Source organism: Clostridium saudiense (assembly GCF_000577815.1).
Classification (GTDB): domain Bacteria; phylum Bacillota; class Clostridia; order Clostridiales; family Clostridiaceae; genus Clostridium; species Clostridium saudiense.
Genome location: NZ_CBYM010000022.1, coordinates 1 through 19,003, shown reverse-complemented (window position 1 = coordinate 19,003; position 19,003 = coordinate 1). Strand labels below are relative to the sequence as shown.

The 19,003-nt window shown below is 25.0% G+C and carries 19 protein-coding genes; 16 read left to right on the top strand and 3 right to left on the bottom strand.

Annotated elements, in window-relative coordinates; all coding sequences use genetic code 11:
• Positions 1-519 precede the first annotated feature (519 nt).
• The 6 genes from TY07_RS11085 (at position 520) to TY07_RS11060 (ending at position 7,173) form a co-directional block, all read left to right on the top strand.
• Positions 520-1,191, top strand: a complete 672-nt coding sequence (locus TY07_RS11085; RefSeq protein ID WP_042399590.1) for a response regulator transcription factor — start codon at positions 520-522, stop codon at positions 1,189-1,191.
• Between the two features lie 18 nt (positions 1,192-1,209).
• Entirely contained in the window at positions 1,210-2,220 is a 1,011-nt protein-coding gene (locus TY07_RS11080; RefSeq protein ID WP_042399587.1) for a sensor histidine kinase, read from the top strand.
• A gap of 393 nt (positions 2,221-2,613) precedes the next feature.
• Positions 2,614-3,381 (top strand): ABC transporter ATP-binding protein, encoded by a 768-nt coding sequence (locus TY07_RS11075; protein ID WP_042399584.1) that lies wholly within the window; start codon positions 2,614-2,616, stop codon positions 3,379-3,381.
• Complete coding sequence (locus TY07_RS11070; protein ID WP_042399580.1) at positions 3,371-5,380, top strand: ABC transporter permease; 2,010 nt, start codon at positions 3,371-3,373, stop codon at positions 5,378-5,380. Before TY07_RS11075 ends, TY07_RS11070 begins: the two co-directional genes overlap by 11 nt.
• Positions 5,381-5,596: 216 nt before the next feature.
• Positions 5,597-6,178, top strand: a complete 582-nt coding sequence (locus TY07_RS11065; RefSeq protein WP_042399577.1) for a hypothetical protein — start codon at positions 5,597-5,599, stop codon at positions 6,176-6,178.
• Between the two features lie 338 nt (positions 6,179-6,516).
• Positions 6,517-7,173 carry a helix-turn-helix transcriptional regulator gene (locus TY07_RS11060; RefSeq protein ID WP_042399575.1) on the top strand — a complete coding sequence of 219 codons (657 nt, stop codon included), beginning with the start codon at positions 6,517-6,519 and terminating at the stop codon, positions 7,171-7,173.
• Between the two features lie 189 nt (positions 7,174-7,362).
• Here the strand turns inward: TY07_RS11060 and TY07_RS11055 are convergent, their stop codons facing one another.
• Positions 7,363-7,545, bottom strand: a complete 183-nt coding sequence (locus tag TY07_RS11055; protein WP_042399572.1) for a transcriptional regulator — start codon at positions 7,543-7,545, stop codon at positions 7,363-7,365.
• Between the two features lie 296 nt (positions 7,546-7,841).
• Here TY07_RS11055 and TY07_RS11050 point away from each other — a divergent pair, with 296 nt between their 5' ends.
• The 3 genes from TY07_RS11050 to recA all read left to right on the top strand — a co-directional run bounded on the left by TY07_RS11050 (position 7,842) and on the right by recA (position 10,523).
• Complete coding sequence (locus tag TY07_RS11050) at positions 7,842-8,756, top strand: Ppx/GppA family phosphatase (protein WP_052330701.1); 915 nt, start codon at positions 7,842-7,844, stop codon at positions 8,754-8,756.
• 103 nt (positions 8,757-8,859) lie between these two features.
• A complete protein-coding gene (locus tag TY07_RS11045) occupies positions 8,860-9,186 on the top strand; it encodes a DUF1622 domain-containing protein (RefSeq protein ID WP_042399683.1) in 327 nt (108 codons plus the stop codon).
• Positions 9,187-9,494: 308 nt separating this feature from the next.
• On the top strand, positions 9,495-10,523 hold the full coding sequence (gene recA, locus TY07_RS11040; protein ID WP_052330700.1) for a recombinase RecA: 1,029 nt from the start codon (positions 9,495-9,497) through the stop codon (positions 10,521-10,523).
• A 51-nt stretch (positions 10,524-10,574) separates the two neighbouring features.
• On the opposite strand, the gene TY07_RS11035 is transcribed toward recA, so the two are convergent.
• On the bottom strand, positions 10,575-11,222 hold the full coding sequence (locus TY07_RS11035; protein ID WP_042399570.1) for a guanylate kinase: 648 nt from the start codon (positions 11,220-11,222) through the stop codon (positions 10,575-10,577).
• Between the two features lie 812 nt (positions 11,223-12,034).
• On the opposite strand from TY07_RS11035, the gene abc-f reads away from it, so the two are divergent.
• From abc-f to TY07_RS18370, 7 genes are all read left to right on the top strand, one after another.
• Positions 12,035-13,981 carry a ribosomal protection-like ABC-F family protein gene (abc-f, locus tag TY07_RS11030; protein ID WP_042399568.1) on the top strand — a complete coding sequence of 649 codons (1,947 nt, stop codon included), beginning with the start codon at positions 12,035-12,037 and terminating at the stop codon, positions 13,979-13,981.
• Positions 13,982-14,029: 48 nt separating this feature from the next.
• Positions 14,030-14,236, top strand: a complete 207-nt coding sequence (locus tag TY07_RS11025) for a P-loop NTPase family protein (protein WP_042399567.1) — start codon at positions 14,030-14,032, stop codon at positions 14,234-14,236.
• Between the two features lie 123 nt (positions 14,237-14,359).
• Positions 14,360-14,866: a P-loop NTPase family protein gene (locus TY07_RS11020; protein ID WP_042399566.1), complete on the top strand. Its 507-nt coding sequence runs from the start codon at positions 14,360-14,362 to the stop codon at positions 14,864-14,866.
• A 134-nt stretch (positions 14,867-15,000) separates the two neighbouring features.
• Entirely contained in the window at positions 15,001-15,414 is a 414-nt protein-coding gene (mntA, locus tag TY07_RS11015) for a type VII toxin-antitoxin system MntA family adenylyltransferase antitoxin (protein ID WP_042399565.1), read from the top strand.
• Positions 15,411-15,836 (top strand): HepT-like ribonuclease domain-containing protein, encoded by a 426-nt coding sequence (locus TY07_RS11010; protein WP_042399564.1) that lies wholly within the window; start codon positions 15,411-15,413, stop codon positions 15,834-15,836. Before mntA ends, TY07_RS11010 begins: the two co-directional genes overlap by 4 nt.
• Before the next feature lie 195 nt (positions 15,837-16,031).
• Complete coding sequence (locus tag TY07_RS11005) at positions 16,032-16,526, top strand: NUDIX hydrolase (protein WP_042399563.1); 495 nt, start codon at positions 16,032-16,034, stop codon at positions 16,524-16,526.
• Positions 16,527-16,625: 99 nt separating this feature from the next.
• Complete coding sequence (locus tag TY07_RS18370) at positions 16,626-16,775, top strand: hypothetical protein (protein ID WP_172676155.1); 150 nt, start codon at positions 16,626-16,628, stop codon at positions 16,773-16,775.
• Positions 16,776-17,027: 252 nt separating this feature from the next.
• On the opposite strand, the gene TY07_RS11000 is transcribed toward TY07_RS18370, so the two are convergent.
• A complete protein-coding gene (locus TY07_RS11000) occupies positions 17,028-18,767 on the bottom strand; it encodes an ABC-F family ATP-binding cassette domain-containing protein (RefSeq protein WP_042399562.1) in 1,740 nt (579 codons plus the stop codon).
• Positions 18,768-19,003 lie beyond the last annotated feature (236 nt).

The following is a 19,003-nucleotide window of genomic DNA, read 5'->3' as shown; positions in this document are numbered from 1 at the left end:
TTTTTACTATTTTTTATCTAATATTCAAAGATTAAATAAGATAAGTTTTTAAATATAAGTAATGAATAAATTTAGTAGTTTTGGGAAAATAATTTATAGGATAAAAGATAATGACTATAGTATTAATTTAAGTATGAGATATTATAAATAGCAAAGTATTTTGGACTCTAATTAAAAGTTACAATTATTTTGGACTCTAATTAAAAGTTACAATAATGAAAGATAAATGTAATAAACATAAATATGAAAATAAAGAATTAATTAATATAATAAAAGTACATCGTAAGATAAAACAAGGAGCTGATTATTGATGAAAAAAATAATTGAAGTTATAAAAGTAGTTGGATTAGTAATGTTTGCTGGTTATGATGAAGAAAAATTTAAATTAGTTCGAAGATAAAAATTATGTTTAATATACATATTGGTAAATGAAATATATTATAATGTTAATTAAGCTTTGATTAATATATATAAATATTAACAAAGCTTTTTATTTTATAATTATATGAGGAGTATAAAATGAGTAAAATTTTTATTGTGGAAGATGAAAAAACAATTAGAGATGAGTTAAGTATTTTTTTATCTAGATATGGATATCAAATAGAAGCACCAGATAACTTTGAAAATGTAATAGAAAATATAAAAGAAAGTAAGGCTGACCTAATATTGTTAGATATAAATTTACCTATATTTGACGGATATTACATATGTAGAGAAGTTAGAAAGTTTTCAGAAATTCCAATAATAGTTGTAACTAGTAGGGATAGTGATATTGATGAATTAATGAGTATGAATTTAGGTGCTGATGATTTTGTAACCAAACCATATAATACACAAATTTTATTAGCAAGAATTGAATCAATTTTAAAGAGAGTAAATAGAAATTCGACTCAAGTAGATATATTAGAATATAAAGACATGAAAGTAAATTTATCAAATGGAACAATAAGTTATAATGATAAAACTATTGAAATAACAAAAAATGAATTAAAGATTCTTTCTTATTTAATAAAAAATAAAGGAAAAATAGTATCTAGAGAAAACTTAATGAATTATCTTTGGGATTGTGAAATGTTTATAGATGATAATACTTTATCTGTAAATGTTACAAGAATAAGAAAAAAGCTTGATGAAATAGGAATTAAAAATGTAATAGAAACAAGAAGAGGGTTAGGATATATTATTCCATAAGATAAAAGGAAGTAAAATATGAGCATAATTGAATTTATAAAGGAAAGAATGATTTTTTTAATAATTAATTTGATAATGTTTTTATTAGTAGCAATATTAATGAAAATAGTAAAAGTATCAATAAATATAATATTAATATTATTTTTAATATGGTTTGGCCCGATTCTAATATATATGTTTTTGGAATTTATTAAATATAGAAGATATTTAAATAATTTAATTAATACAGTAGAAAATTTGGATAGAAAATATTTATTGCCAGAAGTTATTGAAGAGCCTAGATTTCAAGAAGCAAGAATTATAAATGATGTTTTAAAACAATGTAATAAATCTATGCACGAAAAAGTTAAGCATTATAAAGATGAACAAATTGAATACAGGGAATATATTGAAACATGGGTACATGAAATAAAAACTCCAATTGCATCAGCTAAGCTTATTTTAGAAAATGATAATAGTAATTTAAGCGAAAGAATTAATTATGAAATGAAAAGAGTAGAAGGATTTATTGAACAAGTTTTATATTATGCTAGGAGTAGTGATGTAAGTAAAGATTATATCATTAAAGAATTTTCATTAAGAAGTGTAGTTATGAAATCTGTTAAAAGCAATAGCAGGGATTTCATAAATAAGAATATAAAATTAGATATTAGAGGTATAGAAGGTAATATTTTTAGTGATGAAAAATGGGTAGAATTTATTATAAATCAAATTATAATAAATGCAGTGAAGTTTTCTATACCTAATGAAGGAAAAGTTTCGATATATTCAAAAGTAAATGAAAATAATATTATTTTAACTATAGAAGACAATGGTGTTGGAATAAATGAAAAAGATATAGATAGGGTATTTGAAAAAGGGTTTACTGGAGAAAATGGACGGAAATTTGGAAAATCTACAGGAATAGGACTTTATTTATGTAAAAAGCTTTGTGATAAATTAGGTATTGGAATAAGTTTAAATTCAAAAGAAAATATAGGAACTAAAGTAAATATAGTTTTTCCGCAAGGAAAGTTTACTGATTTTTAAATTATTATGTAATAACTATGGAAGTAGTAAAATAAAAAAGTTGAACTTTAAATATTTCTATAAAGGTATAGGAATGAAAAGAGTTTAACTTTTTTATTTTTTTATTTTTTTATTGTAATAAAGACAAACCTTTTGATAATTTCATAAGAGCAGTAGAACTATAGTAGGAGAAGTGAGTTTTTTATTGAAAATATATTAATGTAACTTAAATAAATTAAAAGTTTTAATATTATTAAAGTTACGATTTTGTAAGATTACTGAAATGTAATTCAATATGTACTTTGCTAACATTAATATAAAATAAATAATGAAGACAGCGATGATTACAAATACTTAAAGTAAGAAGATAGTTTGTTAAATTAAGAGATATAAAATAATTGGAGGGAAGATTAGATGAAAAATATATTAAAAGTTGAAAAAATAGAAAAATATTATGGAAATAAAGATAATATAACAAAAGCCATTGATAATATCAGTTTTAGAGTGGATAAAGGTGAATTTGTTGGAATAATGGGGCCATCAGGAAGTGGTAAAACAACATTGCTTAATTGTATTTCTACAATAGATACCGTAACTACAGGTAATATTATAATAAATGATAAAGATATTACTAAAATGAAATCAAAACAATTAGAAAACTTTAGAAAAGATGAACTGGGATTTATATTCCAAGATTTTAATCTTTTAGATACATTAACAGCTTATGAAAATATAGCATTAGCATTAACAATACAAGGAGTTAAAACTAGTGAGGTAGATAATAAAATAAAAAAGGTTGCAGAGAACTTAGGCATTATAGAAGTTTTAAATAAATATCCATATCAAATGTCTGGAGGGCAAAAGCAAAGGATTGCTTCTGCAAGAGCTATTGTAACAAGTCCATCATTAATTTTAGCTGATGAACCTACAGGTGCATTAGATTCAAAATCTTCAAGATTACTTTTAGATTCTTTTGAAAAATTAAATAAAGATTTACAAGCAACAATTTTAATGGTTACTCATGATGCTTTTACTGCAAGTTATGCTCATAGAATTTTATTTATTAAGGATGGTAAAGTTTTTAATGAATTAGTAAGAGGTAATGATACAAGAAGAGAATTTTTTAATAGAATAATTGAAGTAGTAACATTGCTTGGAGGGGATGTAGAAAATGTATTCTAAAATAGCAATAAATAACGTAAAAAAGAGATTTAAAGATTATACAATATACTTTTTAACTATAGCTTTTGCAGTTTGTATATTTTATAGTTTTAATTCAATAGAATCTCAAAAAGCACTATTAGATATGAATAAAAATCAGGCAGAATATATGTCACTTGTAACAACATTAATATCATATGTTTCTGTATTTGTATCATTTATTTTAGGTGGATTGATACTATATGCAAATAATTTTTTAATTAAAAAAAGAAAAAAAGAACTTGGAATTTATATGACTCTTGGAATGAGTAAAAGAAAAATATCAAAGATATTATTAAGTGAAACTTTAATAGTTGGAGTCTTATCACTTATAGCAGGTTTGTTATTAGGATTAGTTGTATCACAAGGTTTATCATTATTTACAGCTAAGTTATTTGACGTTGGAATGACAGAATTTAAATTTATAATATCAAGTAGTGCTATTTTAAAAACAGTATTATACTTTGCTTTAATATTTGGTGTTTTAATGATATTTAATACAAGGATTATAGCTAAATATAAATTAATTGATATGTTAACTGCAGCAAGAAAAAGTGAAGATATTAAAATAAAGAATCCAATAATTTCATCAATTATATTTATTTCAGGTATTATAATTTTAGGAACAGCTTATTATTTAGTAACTAAAAGTGGGCTAAATCCAGACAAGTTAGGATTTAAGCTTTCTATAGTATTTGGAATAATTGGAACGGCAGGATTTTTCTATGGAATCGCAGGGTTCTTATTAGGGGTAATTCAAAGAAGTAAAAATATATATCTAAAAAAATTAAATATTTTTGTTACGAGACAAATTAGTAGTAAAGTAAATACAAACTTTGTATCAATGACAGTAATTTCACTTATGTTATTTATAACTATAGTACTTTTATCAACTGGTTTAAGCTTTAAAAGTGCTTTAGAAAAAGGTATAGTTGTTCCATTTGATGCTTCAGTAAAGTTATTTACAGATGAAGAAAATAAGTATAAAAGTATGGAAGATGTATTTAAAGCTATAAATTATGATTTTAATGGAAAAGAGCCTATATTTATCAATGGTTATATAATAGATGGTATAGATGCTAATATGATATTAAAAGATTATGCAGTAGGAGAATTTAAAAAAAGCTTAGATAATGGAAAACACAGATGGGAATATATAGATACTATTAAAATTTCAGATTATAATAAAATAAGAAGTTTATATGGTGAAGAACCATTAAGTATAAATGATAATGAAATATTAGTTACATCTAATTTTACAGAAGCTAAGGATTCAGTAAAAAACTTTATTAAAAATAGTCCACAGGTTAGTATAGCTGGAAAAGAGTATAAGGTAGCTAATAAAGAATATTTAAATGAAGCTGTATATAATTCTGAGTTAGCAGATAATGTACTTACGATTATAGTACCAGATGATTTTAAGGATATGACTTTAAATGCAGCATATATGAATATGAATTATAAGAATCCTAATGATCCTGCTGAAGAAGAGGATATGAATAGTCTATTTGATTCTTTTAGAAGATATGATGAAATTTATGATTTACCAATGATAAGGGCTACAAAAAGCCAAGTTTATGAGGCTAGCAAAGGACTTACTACAATGATACTTTATATAGGATTATATTTAGGAGTTGTATTTTTAATTTCTAGTGCAGCAGTTCTTGCTCTTCAACAATTATCAGAAGCTAGTGATAGTAGTGATAGATATAAGGCATTAAAGAAAATTGGTGCAACAGAAAAGATGATAAATAAAACTATATTTACTCAAACTGCAATTTATTTTGCAATGCCATTAATACTTGCAATAGTAAGTTCAATTGTTGGGATATCAGTAGTAAATAAGTTTATAGCTTTATATGGAAAGCCTAATATAGGCCCAACAGCATTACTAACTTTAGGTATACTTGTTATAGTATATGGAGGATATTTCTATGTAACATATGCAGGTTATAAGAGCATAGTTAAAAATTCAAAATAAAATATTATAGTAAAGTAAGAACTCTATAGGTTTTATATCTATAGAGTTTTTACTATTTAAAGTATATTAATTAATGATAAAGGTTTAGATAGAGAATATGGATTTAATAATAGAGAATGATATAGTTTTTTATTTGTATATAATTTTTGTGTGAATGTAACAGTAAACAAGGTTGCAACATAATATATATTATAAAAAAATAGGGGGGGAGATATTATGAGCAAATCAAGTGTTACTAAAGCTTTAAAGTTTATTTTGAATTCAGATTTATTAGATTTAACAATTGATACAAGTGCAGCACACTATGGATTAAGATTTTATACTGAATTTAATAGAATAGATGCTGTAGATGAAATGCCAAAGTTAGTAGTTAATAATAATCTAGTAAGTTACACTGCTAATATTATTACTCCAGTAGATTATCCAAGTAGGTTTGATAACCTAATGAGAGAAATATTTATTCCAGTAACAGATATTATTGGCATTGCATTAGTAGTAAAAGAAGAGAAATTAGATGAATTCATGGATCAATTATCTAAGATATATGATTGGAGTAGATTGCCAAGTGAAAGTGACGTTAATTGCAATAGCGAAATAGCAGAATTCTTAACTCAAAATAATGATATAGAGAATTTTGATATTGCTCTTGATGCAATAGATCGTTCAAATAACCCAGCAAGAGGAAAAGTTATTTGTATAGATAATGATTTAATATGGATTAAGGGAACAGATATGGATGTGCCACCAACTTTTTATATTGTTCAAATAAATAAAATACCATTTATTTGTAAAAGTTAAAATTAAGCAAGCTCAAGAGTATAATATTTTTGAGCTTTTATTTTATATTCTGATGAATTAGTATTTATATAATTACTATTGAATACTATAAAAAAGTAAGTTAAATTATATTTAGAATTTTTTATTTAAAAGTAAGTTATGTAATATGGATATATAATAATCCACAGATTGAGTAGAAATAGTTAACAATTATAAATAGTAATTAGTTATAAAAAGAAACTATTTTTGGTTGTTATATACATATGTTTTTATAAAATCTTATAATATGGACTATATGAGTCTTATTTATAGGCTAATATATAATAAAAAAACTTAATAAAGTATGTGAGGCAGTATTAATGAGATTATTAGATATTATATTTTATTTATTAAGAAAAGGCTCTAAAATTACAATGAATGAATTAGCGGAATATTTTAATGTATCTATTAAGACTATACAAAGAGATTTAGATAAATTATCAGTAGTAGGAATTCCATTAATAATTCATAGAGGTAAAAATGGAGGCGTAGAAATAGATAGGAGTTATAATATATCAAGACTAATGCTAAGATATGAGGATTATGAAAATTTAATATTTGCAATGTATATCGCTGAAAGTATTAGTAAAAATTTAAGAAAATCCTATTTGAGTGATAGGTTTAGAATAATAGATAATGATAGATATTCTCAAATTTTAAGTAAATATAAGAAACGATATATATTAGATTATAAAGATGAATTTGATATAAAAAATGAAGTATGTAAAATGATTGATAATGCTTTGGATAATAAATTTTATATAGAAGTTTATATTAATGATAGAAAAATAGAAGTATTTCCCATTTGTTATGTTATACGAAATGAAGGATTATATTTGTATTGTTATAATGGAGAGTATTTACTTATTTATGTAAATGAAATCAAAGATGTTTTAATTATTAATAAAATTTATGAAGGAAAGATAATAAGTTATGAACATAATAAGGAGAAATTATACATAAATAGTGTTTTGTAAGTTAAAGATATTTCAATATATTGTGAAGTAAAAGAAATAGAGAGATAAGTTATTAATCTTATTGAAAATATATTTAAATTTATTTAAATATATGGTGAAAATGTGATGATAAAAGATATTAATAATATTTTTATAAAAGATAATTGTAATCCCCCTGTTTTTAGAACAGAGGGGTTTTTTAGAATACTTTTATTTAGCTGCAGGTTCCCATTTGCAACGAACTGGTGAAACGATAGCTTCTTCTTTTTTTAATTCCTTAAATGCTTTATCTATATCTTTACGATCAAGTCCTGATAGTTTTTCAACTTCTCCAGCACTAACAGGTTTTCCAGCTTCTCTCATAACATCTAAAATAGTTTCTTTAATATCCATAATATAGCCTCCTTGAAGATAATAATTATTAGTTAATATTATATATTTATTATTAACATAAATCAATAAATATAATCAATATCTTACAATTTTTATAAAATAATTTATTGTTTTTTAGAAAATAAATAATTATGTTAAAGGTATAATAGAGGCTAATTAAAATAATAAACAAAATATAAATGTCTTTAATTAATAATTGAGGACATTTTGTTTTATTTAAAGTGTTCTATATTGTAAAATATAAGAAATAATATAGTATAAAAAATTATTTAATAGTTAATTGAGAGGTAAGTAAAATGAATAGAGGGGCAATAATAGATATTGGATCTAATTCTGTGAGACTAATAATTTATCATATAAATGAACATTCAAATTTTGAAGTAATTGATGAAGCAAAAGAGACTATTAGATTAGGTAGCTATTTAACAAAAAATAATTATTTAATTGATGATGGAATAGAGATAGCCATTAATGTATTAAAAAGATTTAAAGAAATATGTCAAAGGTATGAAGTTGTAGAAATTTATGTTGTTGCAACAGAAGCAGTTAGAAAAGCTGTTAATAGAAGTTATATATGTAATAGAATTGAATCAGAATTGGGGTTAAATGTAAATATATTATCAGGAAAAGAAGAAGCTAGATATGGATATTTGGCAGTTAAAAATTCAATGAAGGAAAAAGATGCTGTTTTATTGGATTTAGGTGGTTCAAGTATGGAGATTACTCTTATGGAAAAAGGAGAATTTAAAGAAACCATAAGTTTACCATTAGGATGTATTCCGCTTACTAAGATGTTTAATAATATTGAATCTGATGATGAAAATATTGAACTAGAAAAATTTATTAATAATAAGCTTGATGAAATATCTTGGTTAACAAAAAATAATAAATTGAATGTAATTGGAATTGGTGGTATTGCTAAGCATATAGGGAGGGTAGCTAAGGGGGATAAAAATTATCCTAAGGAATCACTTCACGATTATAGTATGACAAGAGAAGAAGTATCTAAAATATATAGTGATTTTTTAAAGTTATCTATAAATGAAAGAAATAATTTTAAGGGTTTATCTAAGAAGAGAGCAGAAATATTTGCAGCACCGCTTGGGGCTATTTTAGTAATACTTAGATATTTTAATTCAGAGAAGTTTATAATAAGTGCATTAGGACTTAGAGAAGGTATAATTTATGAAGAAATTATAAATAAGAAATAAAGTTATATTAAAAATAAGTATTATTCATATATCTATTAAATTGAAGATAAGAAGTGTATCATGTATAATTATTCCTGCAAATGAAAACATAGGAGGAATAATTATGTTAAGTAACTTTTTAGAAATAGTAATCCCTGAAATTATTCATTTACTTGAAGCTATGGGGGTAATTATAATTTTTATAGGTGCTATTAAAGCGTTTTGGAAGTATTTTTGTAATTTAATAAAGGGGACAAACTATCCAATAAAAATTCAATTTGCGGAAGCACTAACTTTAGCTTTAGAATTTAAAATGGGTGCAGAAATATTAAAAACAGTAATAGTAAGATCCTTAGATGAAATGTATATTTTAGCAGCTATAATACTATTAAGAGCAATATTAGCTTTTGTAATTCATTGGGAAATAAAGGCCGAGAATCATGTAAAATAAATTAGAAAATCAATATTATTCATGTATTAAACAATATTGTATAAATTATTATAGTTTATTTTATATTTACACTAAAAATAAAAAATATTGAAAATTTAAATAGTTTATAAGAAGAAGTTTAAGCATATAATTTAAAAGTTTTTTAACTTGTAGTATTACATTAGAAAATAAAATTATGTTATACTTAAAAGAGTAAATGCGTTGTACCGATGGTTATACCACTTGCCGTCGATACAATGCATTTTTTATTTTATAAAAGGTAAAAGTAGTATTAATAAAAAGTGGATAAAAGAGAATGGAGAGAAAAAATGGATATTGATAAGAAGAAAATGGCAGCTATAGAAACAGTTATGAATCAAATTGAAAAACAATACGGAAAAGGTTCTATAGTTAAATTGGGTTCAAATAAAACACTAGATATAGAGTCTATACCTACAGGTTCATTAGCTTTAGATATAGCATTAGGAATAGGGGGAGTTCCAAAGGGAAGAATAATAGAAATATATGGACCAGAATCGTCAGGTAAGACAACTATATCATTAAGTATAATAGCTGAAGCACAAAAATTAGGAGGAGCAGCAGCTTTTGTTGATGCAGAGCATGCATTAGATCCAACATATGCTAAAAAATTAGGAGTTAATACAGATGAATTAATAGTCAGTCAACCAGATACTGGAGAACAAGCTTTAGAAATAGTAGAAGCTCTTGTAAGATCTAATGCTATAGACGTATTAATAGTTGATTCTGTAGCAGCATTAGTACCAAGAGCTGAGATAGAAGGAGAAATGGGAGATTCACATATAGGATTGCAAGCTAGATTAATGTCTCAAGCATTGAGAAAATTAACAGCGGCTATTAATAAATCAAATTGTATTGTGATATTTATAAATCAATTGAGAGAAAAGATAGGTATTATGTTTGGTAATCCAGAGACAACAGCAGGTGGAAGAGCACTTAAGTTTTATGCATCTGTAAGGCTAGATATAAGAAAGATTGATACAATAAAGAATGGAGATACTTTTTTAGGAAATAGGGCTAGGGTAAAAGTTATAAAAAATAAAGTTGCATCACCCTTTAAACAGGCTGAATTTGATATTATGTATAATGAAGGGATATCTAAGGAAGGTAATTTAGTAGATGTTGGAGTGAATGAAGAGATAGTTCAAAAGAGTGGTGCATGGTTTGCTTATAATGACATAAGATTAGGTCAGGGAAGAGAAAATGCAAAAATATATTTAAAAGAAAACCCTGAAATAGCTCTTGAAATTGAAAATAAAATTAGAGCAAAGCATGACTTACCGCTATGTAATGAACAAATTTATAAGGATGAAAAATAGAGTTTAAATTAAAATAGAGTATAAGTAAAAATACTATTGCCAGACATAAATTTATCTGGCAATAGTATTTTTTATAATTTCAATTATATCTAATAAAACAAAATCAATTCTTTTATTAACATTAATAATAAAATCTGCTTTGTTTTTGTAAGACATGATATGTAAGTTAGTAGTTCTTGTTAGCATTGATGCAGGATCATCATTTCTAAAATTCATTCTCTTTTCCATAACATCCACAGGGATATCTAGGTAAATAGTAATTGCTTGGGATTTTAAAAGTTCTTTCATTTTTATAGCACCTTTATCATCTAAAACAATAATTGAATTTCCTATATTCAATGAATTATTTATAGATTCTAAGCAAGTTCCATAGTAGTTTCCGAAGTTTTCAACATATTCTAAAAAGTCATCATTACTAATTTTTTTTTCAAATTCATCTTTATTATAAAAATAATAGTCAACACCATGTATTTCTTTTTCTCTTGGAGGTCTTGAAGTAGATGTAATGATTTTATTAAAAGGAGACTTTTCCAAGGTGTTAATTGCTATATTTAAATTTTCTAACATTGATGATTTATCTAAATCATTAACTACATTAATTAGATTTTGCAAAAAATTAACATCTTTATGTACTAAAAAGTTGGAAATTAGAGTCTTTCCTGCTGCTGATGGACCAACTAATATAAATAATTTATTCATAAAACACACCTTTTTAATAATTTTTATAGTATTTGATTTGTACATTATAGCATGTTTTGAATATTGATTGGATATTAAATTAATAGAAATTATTAATTATAGATTTTCACTATCTTGAATTAATTTTTTTTTATATCTTCATCCCTTGTAGCCAAGTAAGTAAGGAAACGAACTGCACAATGATTATCTAGTTATAGATGTTTTATATTTGATTTAAATACATATTATGGTATAATAAAGGAAAAGATGCTGAAAGGGGAATGTAAGTTATGAGACCAGCTAATTGCTAATATAAATTAAATTTTAATTTTATATTGATTTTATAATGAGTAAAAATTGACCTAATTATATAGGTTTTATTGTTGTGCTCTTTATAGAATAAGGCATTTAGAAGGTAACTTACTTTACTGAAATAGGCATTATAGTTTTTAGATATAAGTTTAAATAAATAATATATTAATTATATAAACACATATTATTATAAAATAACATAACAAAAAGTTTACGTTATTTATAGTATCTTTGTGGAGTATAATTAATTGTTTGACTATGAATATTTGGAGATTATAGGTTAATAATGTGATTTCAGACTGTAGGGAGAGTATATCTTTTTACAGTTTTTTTGTTTTTATCTTAAGACTGACCGTTGTAATAACCTAGAATATTGGGTGATTGATAACAAGGAGTAGTTTTTAGCTAACAAATTCTTAGATTAAGTTTGAGTTAAAAGTATATATGAAGCTAAGAGTTAAGTTTATAGCTTTGTGCCTTTCTATTTAGAGTTTTAGTAGAAAAAGAAAGAAGGCGTATTTATGTTTGAATTATCGTTAGTTAATGTAAAAAAATATATGGAAGCAACACTTGTTCTTAAGAATATTAATTTTCAAATATATTCAGGAGAAAAGGTTGGTATCGTTGGTGTCAATGGAAGTGGTAAAACTACGGTTTTAAAACTTATTGCAGGAATATTGCCAATGGATTATTGTGTTGGATATCCAGGGGCTACTAGTCCTGGGTATGATGAAGGATTTATTAATAAGCCAAGTGGAGCTACATGTGCATATTTAGAGCAAATTCCACAATATGAAAATGGAATAAAGGTTATTGATGTTTTAAAGATGGCTTTTAGTGAAGTTTATGAAATAGAAGAAAAAATGCATAAGTTAGAAGATGAGATGAAAGTGTTGAAAGGAGAAGAACTTGAGAGAAGTTTAAAACAATATAGTAGATTAGTTCAAAGCTATGAAGTTAAAGGTGGTTATAATACTGAAGAAAAATTAGCAAAGATATGTACAGGATTAAAATTTACACAAAACTTTTTAGATAAAGAATTTAATTTATTAAGTGGTGGTGAAAAAACTACAGTTATATTAGGAAAATTATTAATGGATAATCCAGATATTTTATTATTAGATGAGCCTACAAATCATTTAGATATGGATTCTATTGAATGGCTTGAAAGATATCTTAATAATTATGATGGTATTGTAATCATAGTATCTCATGATAGATATTTCCTAGATAATGTAGTTAGTAAAATTATAGAAATTGAAGATATGGAAAGTAAAACTTATAAAGGTAATTACTCAAGTTATGTTAAGCAAAAAGAAGAAAAGTTACTTGAACAAATGCATAACTATAAAGAACAACAAAAAGAAATTAAAAGCATGGAAAGTACTATAAAGGACCTTAGAGATTGGGCAATACGAGCTGATAATAGTAAATTCTTTAAAAGAGCTGCTAGTATGGAAAAAAGGCTTGAAAGAATGAAAAGTAATGAGGATGCACAAAAGCCAAAGATTGAAAATAAAACTATGAAGCTAAACTTCAAAAATAGTGAAAGATCAGGAGAAGAAACTATAAAAGCTAAGGGCTTATGTAAAAGTTATATTGATAAGGTAATTTTTAATGAAGCTGATTTATTAATTAATTTTAAAGAAAGAGTTGCTTTAGTTGGTCCTAATGGAAGTGGAAAGACAACATTTTTAAAGATGCTATTAGGAGAAGAAGCTCCAGACAAAGGAACAGTAGAATTAGGTGATAATGTAAAGGTGGGTTATTTACCACAAGTTATTACTTTTGATAATGAAGAGTATACTGTGATTCAGGCTTTTAGAGATGATATTTCAATATTAGAAGGGCAAGCAAGGGAATATTTATCTAAGTTTATGTTCTTTGGTAATAGTGTGTTTAAAAAAGTTAAAGCCTTATCAGGAGGAGAAAGAATAAGATTGAAACTTTCAATGCTTTTATATGAGAATATTAACTTATTGATATTAGATGAACCAACTAATCATCTTGATATAGATTCTATAGAAACTTTAGAAGAAGCTTTAGAAGAATTTAAAGGAACTATTTTCTTTATATCACATGATAGGTATTTCATTAATAAGATTGGTGAAAGAATAATTGCAATTGAAGATAATAAATTTAAAAGTTATCTTGGAAATTATGATTACTATAAAGAAATACAGGATAGGGTAAAACTAGAAAAGGAAATTAATGATTTACAGAAAGAAAAAGTTATAAAAAAGGAAAAGAAGAAAAAAGAAATAGATGAAGTAAAAAAGAGAGAAAATGAAATAAAGAAACTTGAAATAAAGATTAAAAAGCTTGAAAAGGAACTTGAAGGGATTGAGTTAACTATGAGCAATTTAGAGTTAAATTATGAAGAACTTAATGAACTATTTTCTAAAAAAGAAGAATTAAGTGAAGAGTTAGAAAAGGTTATGGAAGAATGGATAGAGTTGAATAGTTAAAAAGAGTTTAGAGGTAAAATATCAGTATAGGTTTATGAGGGGAAATGTATGAATAGTAGATTAATATTAGTTGAGGGTATACCAGGTGCAGGTAAAACTACAACTGCAAGAAAAATAAAGGAAAAGTTAATAGATGAGGGAAAAGAGGCAATTCTTTATGAAGAAGGAATGTCACATCCAGCAGATATGGCATGGAATGCTTGTTTAAAAGAAGATGAATATAATGATTTTATTAAGAAGTGTTCTGAAATGTAGGAAGGTTCAAAGAAGAGTATAAGTAAAGAAGAGTTAATTAGTAGAATTCAAAGACAAACACGAATAGAAGATAATAATGTTATTTTAGCTTATACTAAAATAGATTTTCCAGAAGATTGTTATTTGAGTTTAATAGGTGATGTTGCTTCAAAGGAAATATGTGATGGTAGAAAAAGCTTAGATGAATTTAGAGATATACATTTAAGAAGATGGAGTAAATTTGCAGAGCAGGCTTTGTTAAATGATAATATTTATATTTTTGAATGTGCATTTCTACAAAATCATATATTTGAATTGTTAGGTGTATATGAAAAAAGTGATGAAGAAATATATTTATATCTTAAAAGCTTATTAGAAACAGTAAAATCCTTAAGTCCATCTATTGTTTATATTGAGCCTTCAAGTGTAGAAGATATAATAATTCAAGCAGCAAATGAGAGCAAGTCACCAGAGGGTTCAAGGCCAGATTGGATTGATGAAGTTGCAAATTGGGTTAGTAATGTGAATTTTGGTAAGAGTCATAACTTAAAGGGGATAGAAGGAGTATTTTATTTTTGTAAGGAAAGACTGAGAATTGATAAGCTAATGATAGAGAAGTTAAATGTTCCAGTAACTATAATTAAAAGATAAGATAATAATATTATTAGGAACACCTATTTAAACGTAGGTGTTTTTATTTTAAAACTTTTAGAGAAATAAACAAGGAATATTATGCTATAATTAGTACATAATCAATAATATTAGATAAAGAAGAGAGGAGTAAAATGGAGAATATACAGTTAGAAATATTAGATAAATTAAAGAGTAAAGAATTAAAGAATTATCTTAGTAAGTTAGATATAAATAATGCTTTAGTTTTTGGTAGTATAATTACTGACAATTTTAATGAAGAGTCTGATGTGGATATAGCTATATTAGGAACCTCAAAGTTAACAATTAAAGAAATTTTAAAATTAGAATTATTTTTAGAAGATCTTTTAGAAAGAAATATAGATGTAATTGATTTAAATAGTGATAACTTAGATATATTTATTAAAATAGATATTCTAAATGATGGTAAAAGTATTTATACAACTGATAATAATAAATTTTTAGAAAAATTTATAGAAAAAGTTGATTGGTATTATAGAGAAAATGAGTATTATTTTAAGTGTAGAAGAAGGGAATTGTTATCATGAATCAAGAAAGATTAATAAAAATAATTGAAGATATGACTGAAGTAATAAAGAATTTGAAAGATTGTAAGCAATTATTGCAAGATTTAGAAGAAGATAATAAAACAATTTTTATAGAATTTGGGCTAAAGCAAATATTTGTAGATTTTTTTATAACAGTTGAAAATTTAACTTCTATGATCTTAAAAGAGTTAAAGAAATATAAAATAGGAATAGATATGAAAGCATCGCTTATTATTTTAGTTGAAAATAAAGTTATAGGTGAAGAGACGTATGAATTCTTAAATGGAGCAAGATTGCTTAGAAATAGAATTTCACATAGATATAAAGAACCGTCAAGAGAAGAGCTTTTAGAATTTATAAATGATAATATAAATGAATTTGAAAAGGTGTTGGATATAGCAAAAAGTTATATTAAAGCCTAGTTAATTAAAGAGAATGGTAAGTGAAAATTGAGGATCTAAAATAGATTCTCTTTTTCTTTGGAAAAATATAGATTATAATTAGTAAAAAGCAATAAAAGGAGATAATATGTGGAATGGTAGATATGCTGAATGCATTTCTGTAGATGATACTATTAAAAGAATAACAAAATAGAATAAAGTTAGGAGGTTATATGTATGGAATTATGGGATGGATATAATGAAAATGAAGAAAAAATAGGTGTTGATATAGTCAGAGGAGAGAAAATAAGTAAAGGGATTTTGCATGCAGTAGTTGATGTTATTGTATATCATGAGGATGGAACTTTTTTATTAATGCAAAGAGATTGGAATAAACCTAATAAACCAGGCCTTTGGGAAGCTGGAGCTAGTGGAAGTGTAGTAAAAGGTGAAGAGTTTTTAGATGCAGCAAAAAGAGAATTGTTTGAAGAGACAGGTATTAAAGCTAATAATTTAGAGCTTATTTATACAATAAAAAAGGTAGAGAAAAATACATTTTATAAGATGTATACATGTAGATGCAATATAAAGAAAGATTCAATTATATTACAAGATGGGGAAACTATTGATTATAAGTGGGTTACAAAAAATGAATTAATTAATTTAATTGATTCTGATAATTTTGTTAGTCCAGATAAGAGTAAACTTCTTCAGTTTATTGAAGTACTATAATAATATGAAGAACTAAATGTCAGCCTTAGGTAATTATTATAAAAATAAGAGGGAAAGATAATAACGAATGATATTTATAATATTTAAGAGGTGAAGGTAATGAGTACAAAATATAAAAATACTAAAAAGAAAATGGCATCTTTAGGATTAAAAAAGGATAGCAATGGAGACTATGTCTACATTGACCCTAATGATACTACTTCAGAGTTTGTACCGGTAAGAAACAAAAATAAAGAAGGTAATAAATAATATAAAAGGTATTAGAAAGTTTCAATAAGTAGTCTTTACATTTGCTCAAAAATCCACTGCAGAAATGTCGTGTTTTTTGATATAATGGAATAATAAATTAGATATTGAGATATGATCTGAGGAGAGATAGATAAATTTGTGTAAATCACAAATATAGATGTAGTACTGGTATACATAGGCATTAATAGTTATTATGAAAAACTCGACAACACTAAGATGTATTGTCGAGTTTTATTGTCTATTTGATTGAATTTATAGTAATTTAACAAGCTTTTCTAGTTGTTCAGATAATTCTTTTGCAAGTATAAAATTATTATCTCTTAAAGCTAATTCAATATTTGTTTCAACTGATTTTTTCTTTTGTTCAATTTTTAAATAATCTTTATTAAAATGATTAGCATAAATTATATCTTTAAAATGGTTTATGTTAATTTTTCTAATTTTCTTATCTTCAATAAGTAAAACATAATCCATACAATTTGCTATAGTATAGTAATCATGAGATACCATTAAAATAGCACCTTTGTAGTTTTTAATAGCCTTTTCTAATGCTATTTGTGAATATGTATCTAAATGACTTGTAGGTTCATCAAGAAGAAGAAGATCAGCTCCAACTTCACAAAGCTTAGCTAATTGAATTAAATTCTTTTCTCCACCAGATAAAGTTCCTATCTTTTGATTAAGTAACTCTTCATCAAAGTTATAACCAGCAAGATATTCTTTAATATCATCATAGGTTTTAAAACCAAGGTCAAAGAATTCTTCAGCTATAGTATTAGAATAATTTAATGTTTGGCCTTGAAGCTGAGATAAATAACCTATCTTAGTATCTTTATCTATTTCAATGGAAGGATTATTATTTTTAAATATCTCTTGGAAAAGTGTAGTTTTACCAGTACCATTTGAACCAACAAGAGCTACTTTATCAGTAGATTTAATTTCAAAATTAACATCTTCTAAAAGCACTTCATCAAAAGCAAGATTATAATCAGTTACTTTTAAAGCTGTTTTTTCTTCAATTTCATTTGCTGTAACGAAAATTATATTTGGTTCTTTAATCTCTACAAATGGAGCTTTAATTCTACGTTTTTCTAATCTTTCTTGGAATTTAACTCTAGCTCTTAAAGTTTTTCCTCTAAATTGTTCTGCATTTTCAGATGCTAGCTCTCTTAATCTATCTATTATTTCATCATTTCTTTCAATTTCTTCAGTATCAGCGGCAGCTAATTCTTGTAATTCAATTTTAGTTTGAAGTAATGAGAAATTATACTCAACATATCCTCCATCAAACTCTTGAATTTCCATGTTTTCAAGATGAATAATTTTGTTGAAACAATGATTCAATAAGTATCTATTATGGGTAATAATCAATGTTGTTCCCTTGTGTGAATTAATTAGATTTTTAAGAGCATTAAGGTTTGTAAAATCTAAAAATACATCAGGCTCATCCATAATAAGTAGATCAGGATTAGTTAGCATTGACTTAATTACCTGAATAAGCTTGAATTCTCCACCACTAAGTTCAGATATCATTAAGTCTTTAGACTTAATTAATTCTATAAGGTTTAATTTTTTATCAATCATGTTTTCATAGTCATCACCATTAATTGCTTCAAATGCATCTAATGCTTCTTGATATTTTTCAAGTAAAGTTTCAATATCAGAAGATGTTTCCATTTCAGTACATATAGCAGTTATTTCATTTTGTAATTTAATGAAGTCTTCTGCTAAATATTCAAAAACTGTGATTTCTTTTGTTTTATCAATTTCTTGGAATTGACGTACATAACCAATTCTACAGTTTGGATCAATTTCTAATTTGCCATCAAACATATATTTTTCAGGATCCATAATTATATCTATAAGTGTACTTTTTCCACTACCATTTGTTCCTATAAAGGCACAATGTTGTCCCTCTTCTAGTGTGAAGGAAATATTATTATATAGATTTTTCTGTGGAAATGAGTAGGATAAGTTTTCAACTTTTATCATAGTATTACCTCTCTTTATCATTAAAAAAGAGCCTATAAACTGAATACTTAGCTTCAGATAAAAATAAGCTCTTTAATATATTATTTTATCAATTGAAATTTTACAGTTGATAAAGATATTTTTAGTTTAATATTGATAGCTTAACACTTTTTTTAACTAAGTTCAATCATTTCATATGAGCAAGAAAAAGTTCTATGAGATTACTTTTTTTAAGTAATAATTAATTGGAATTAATA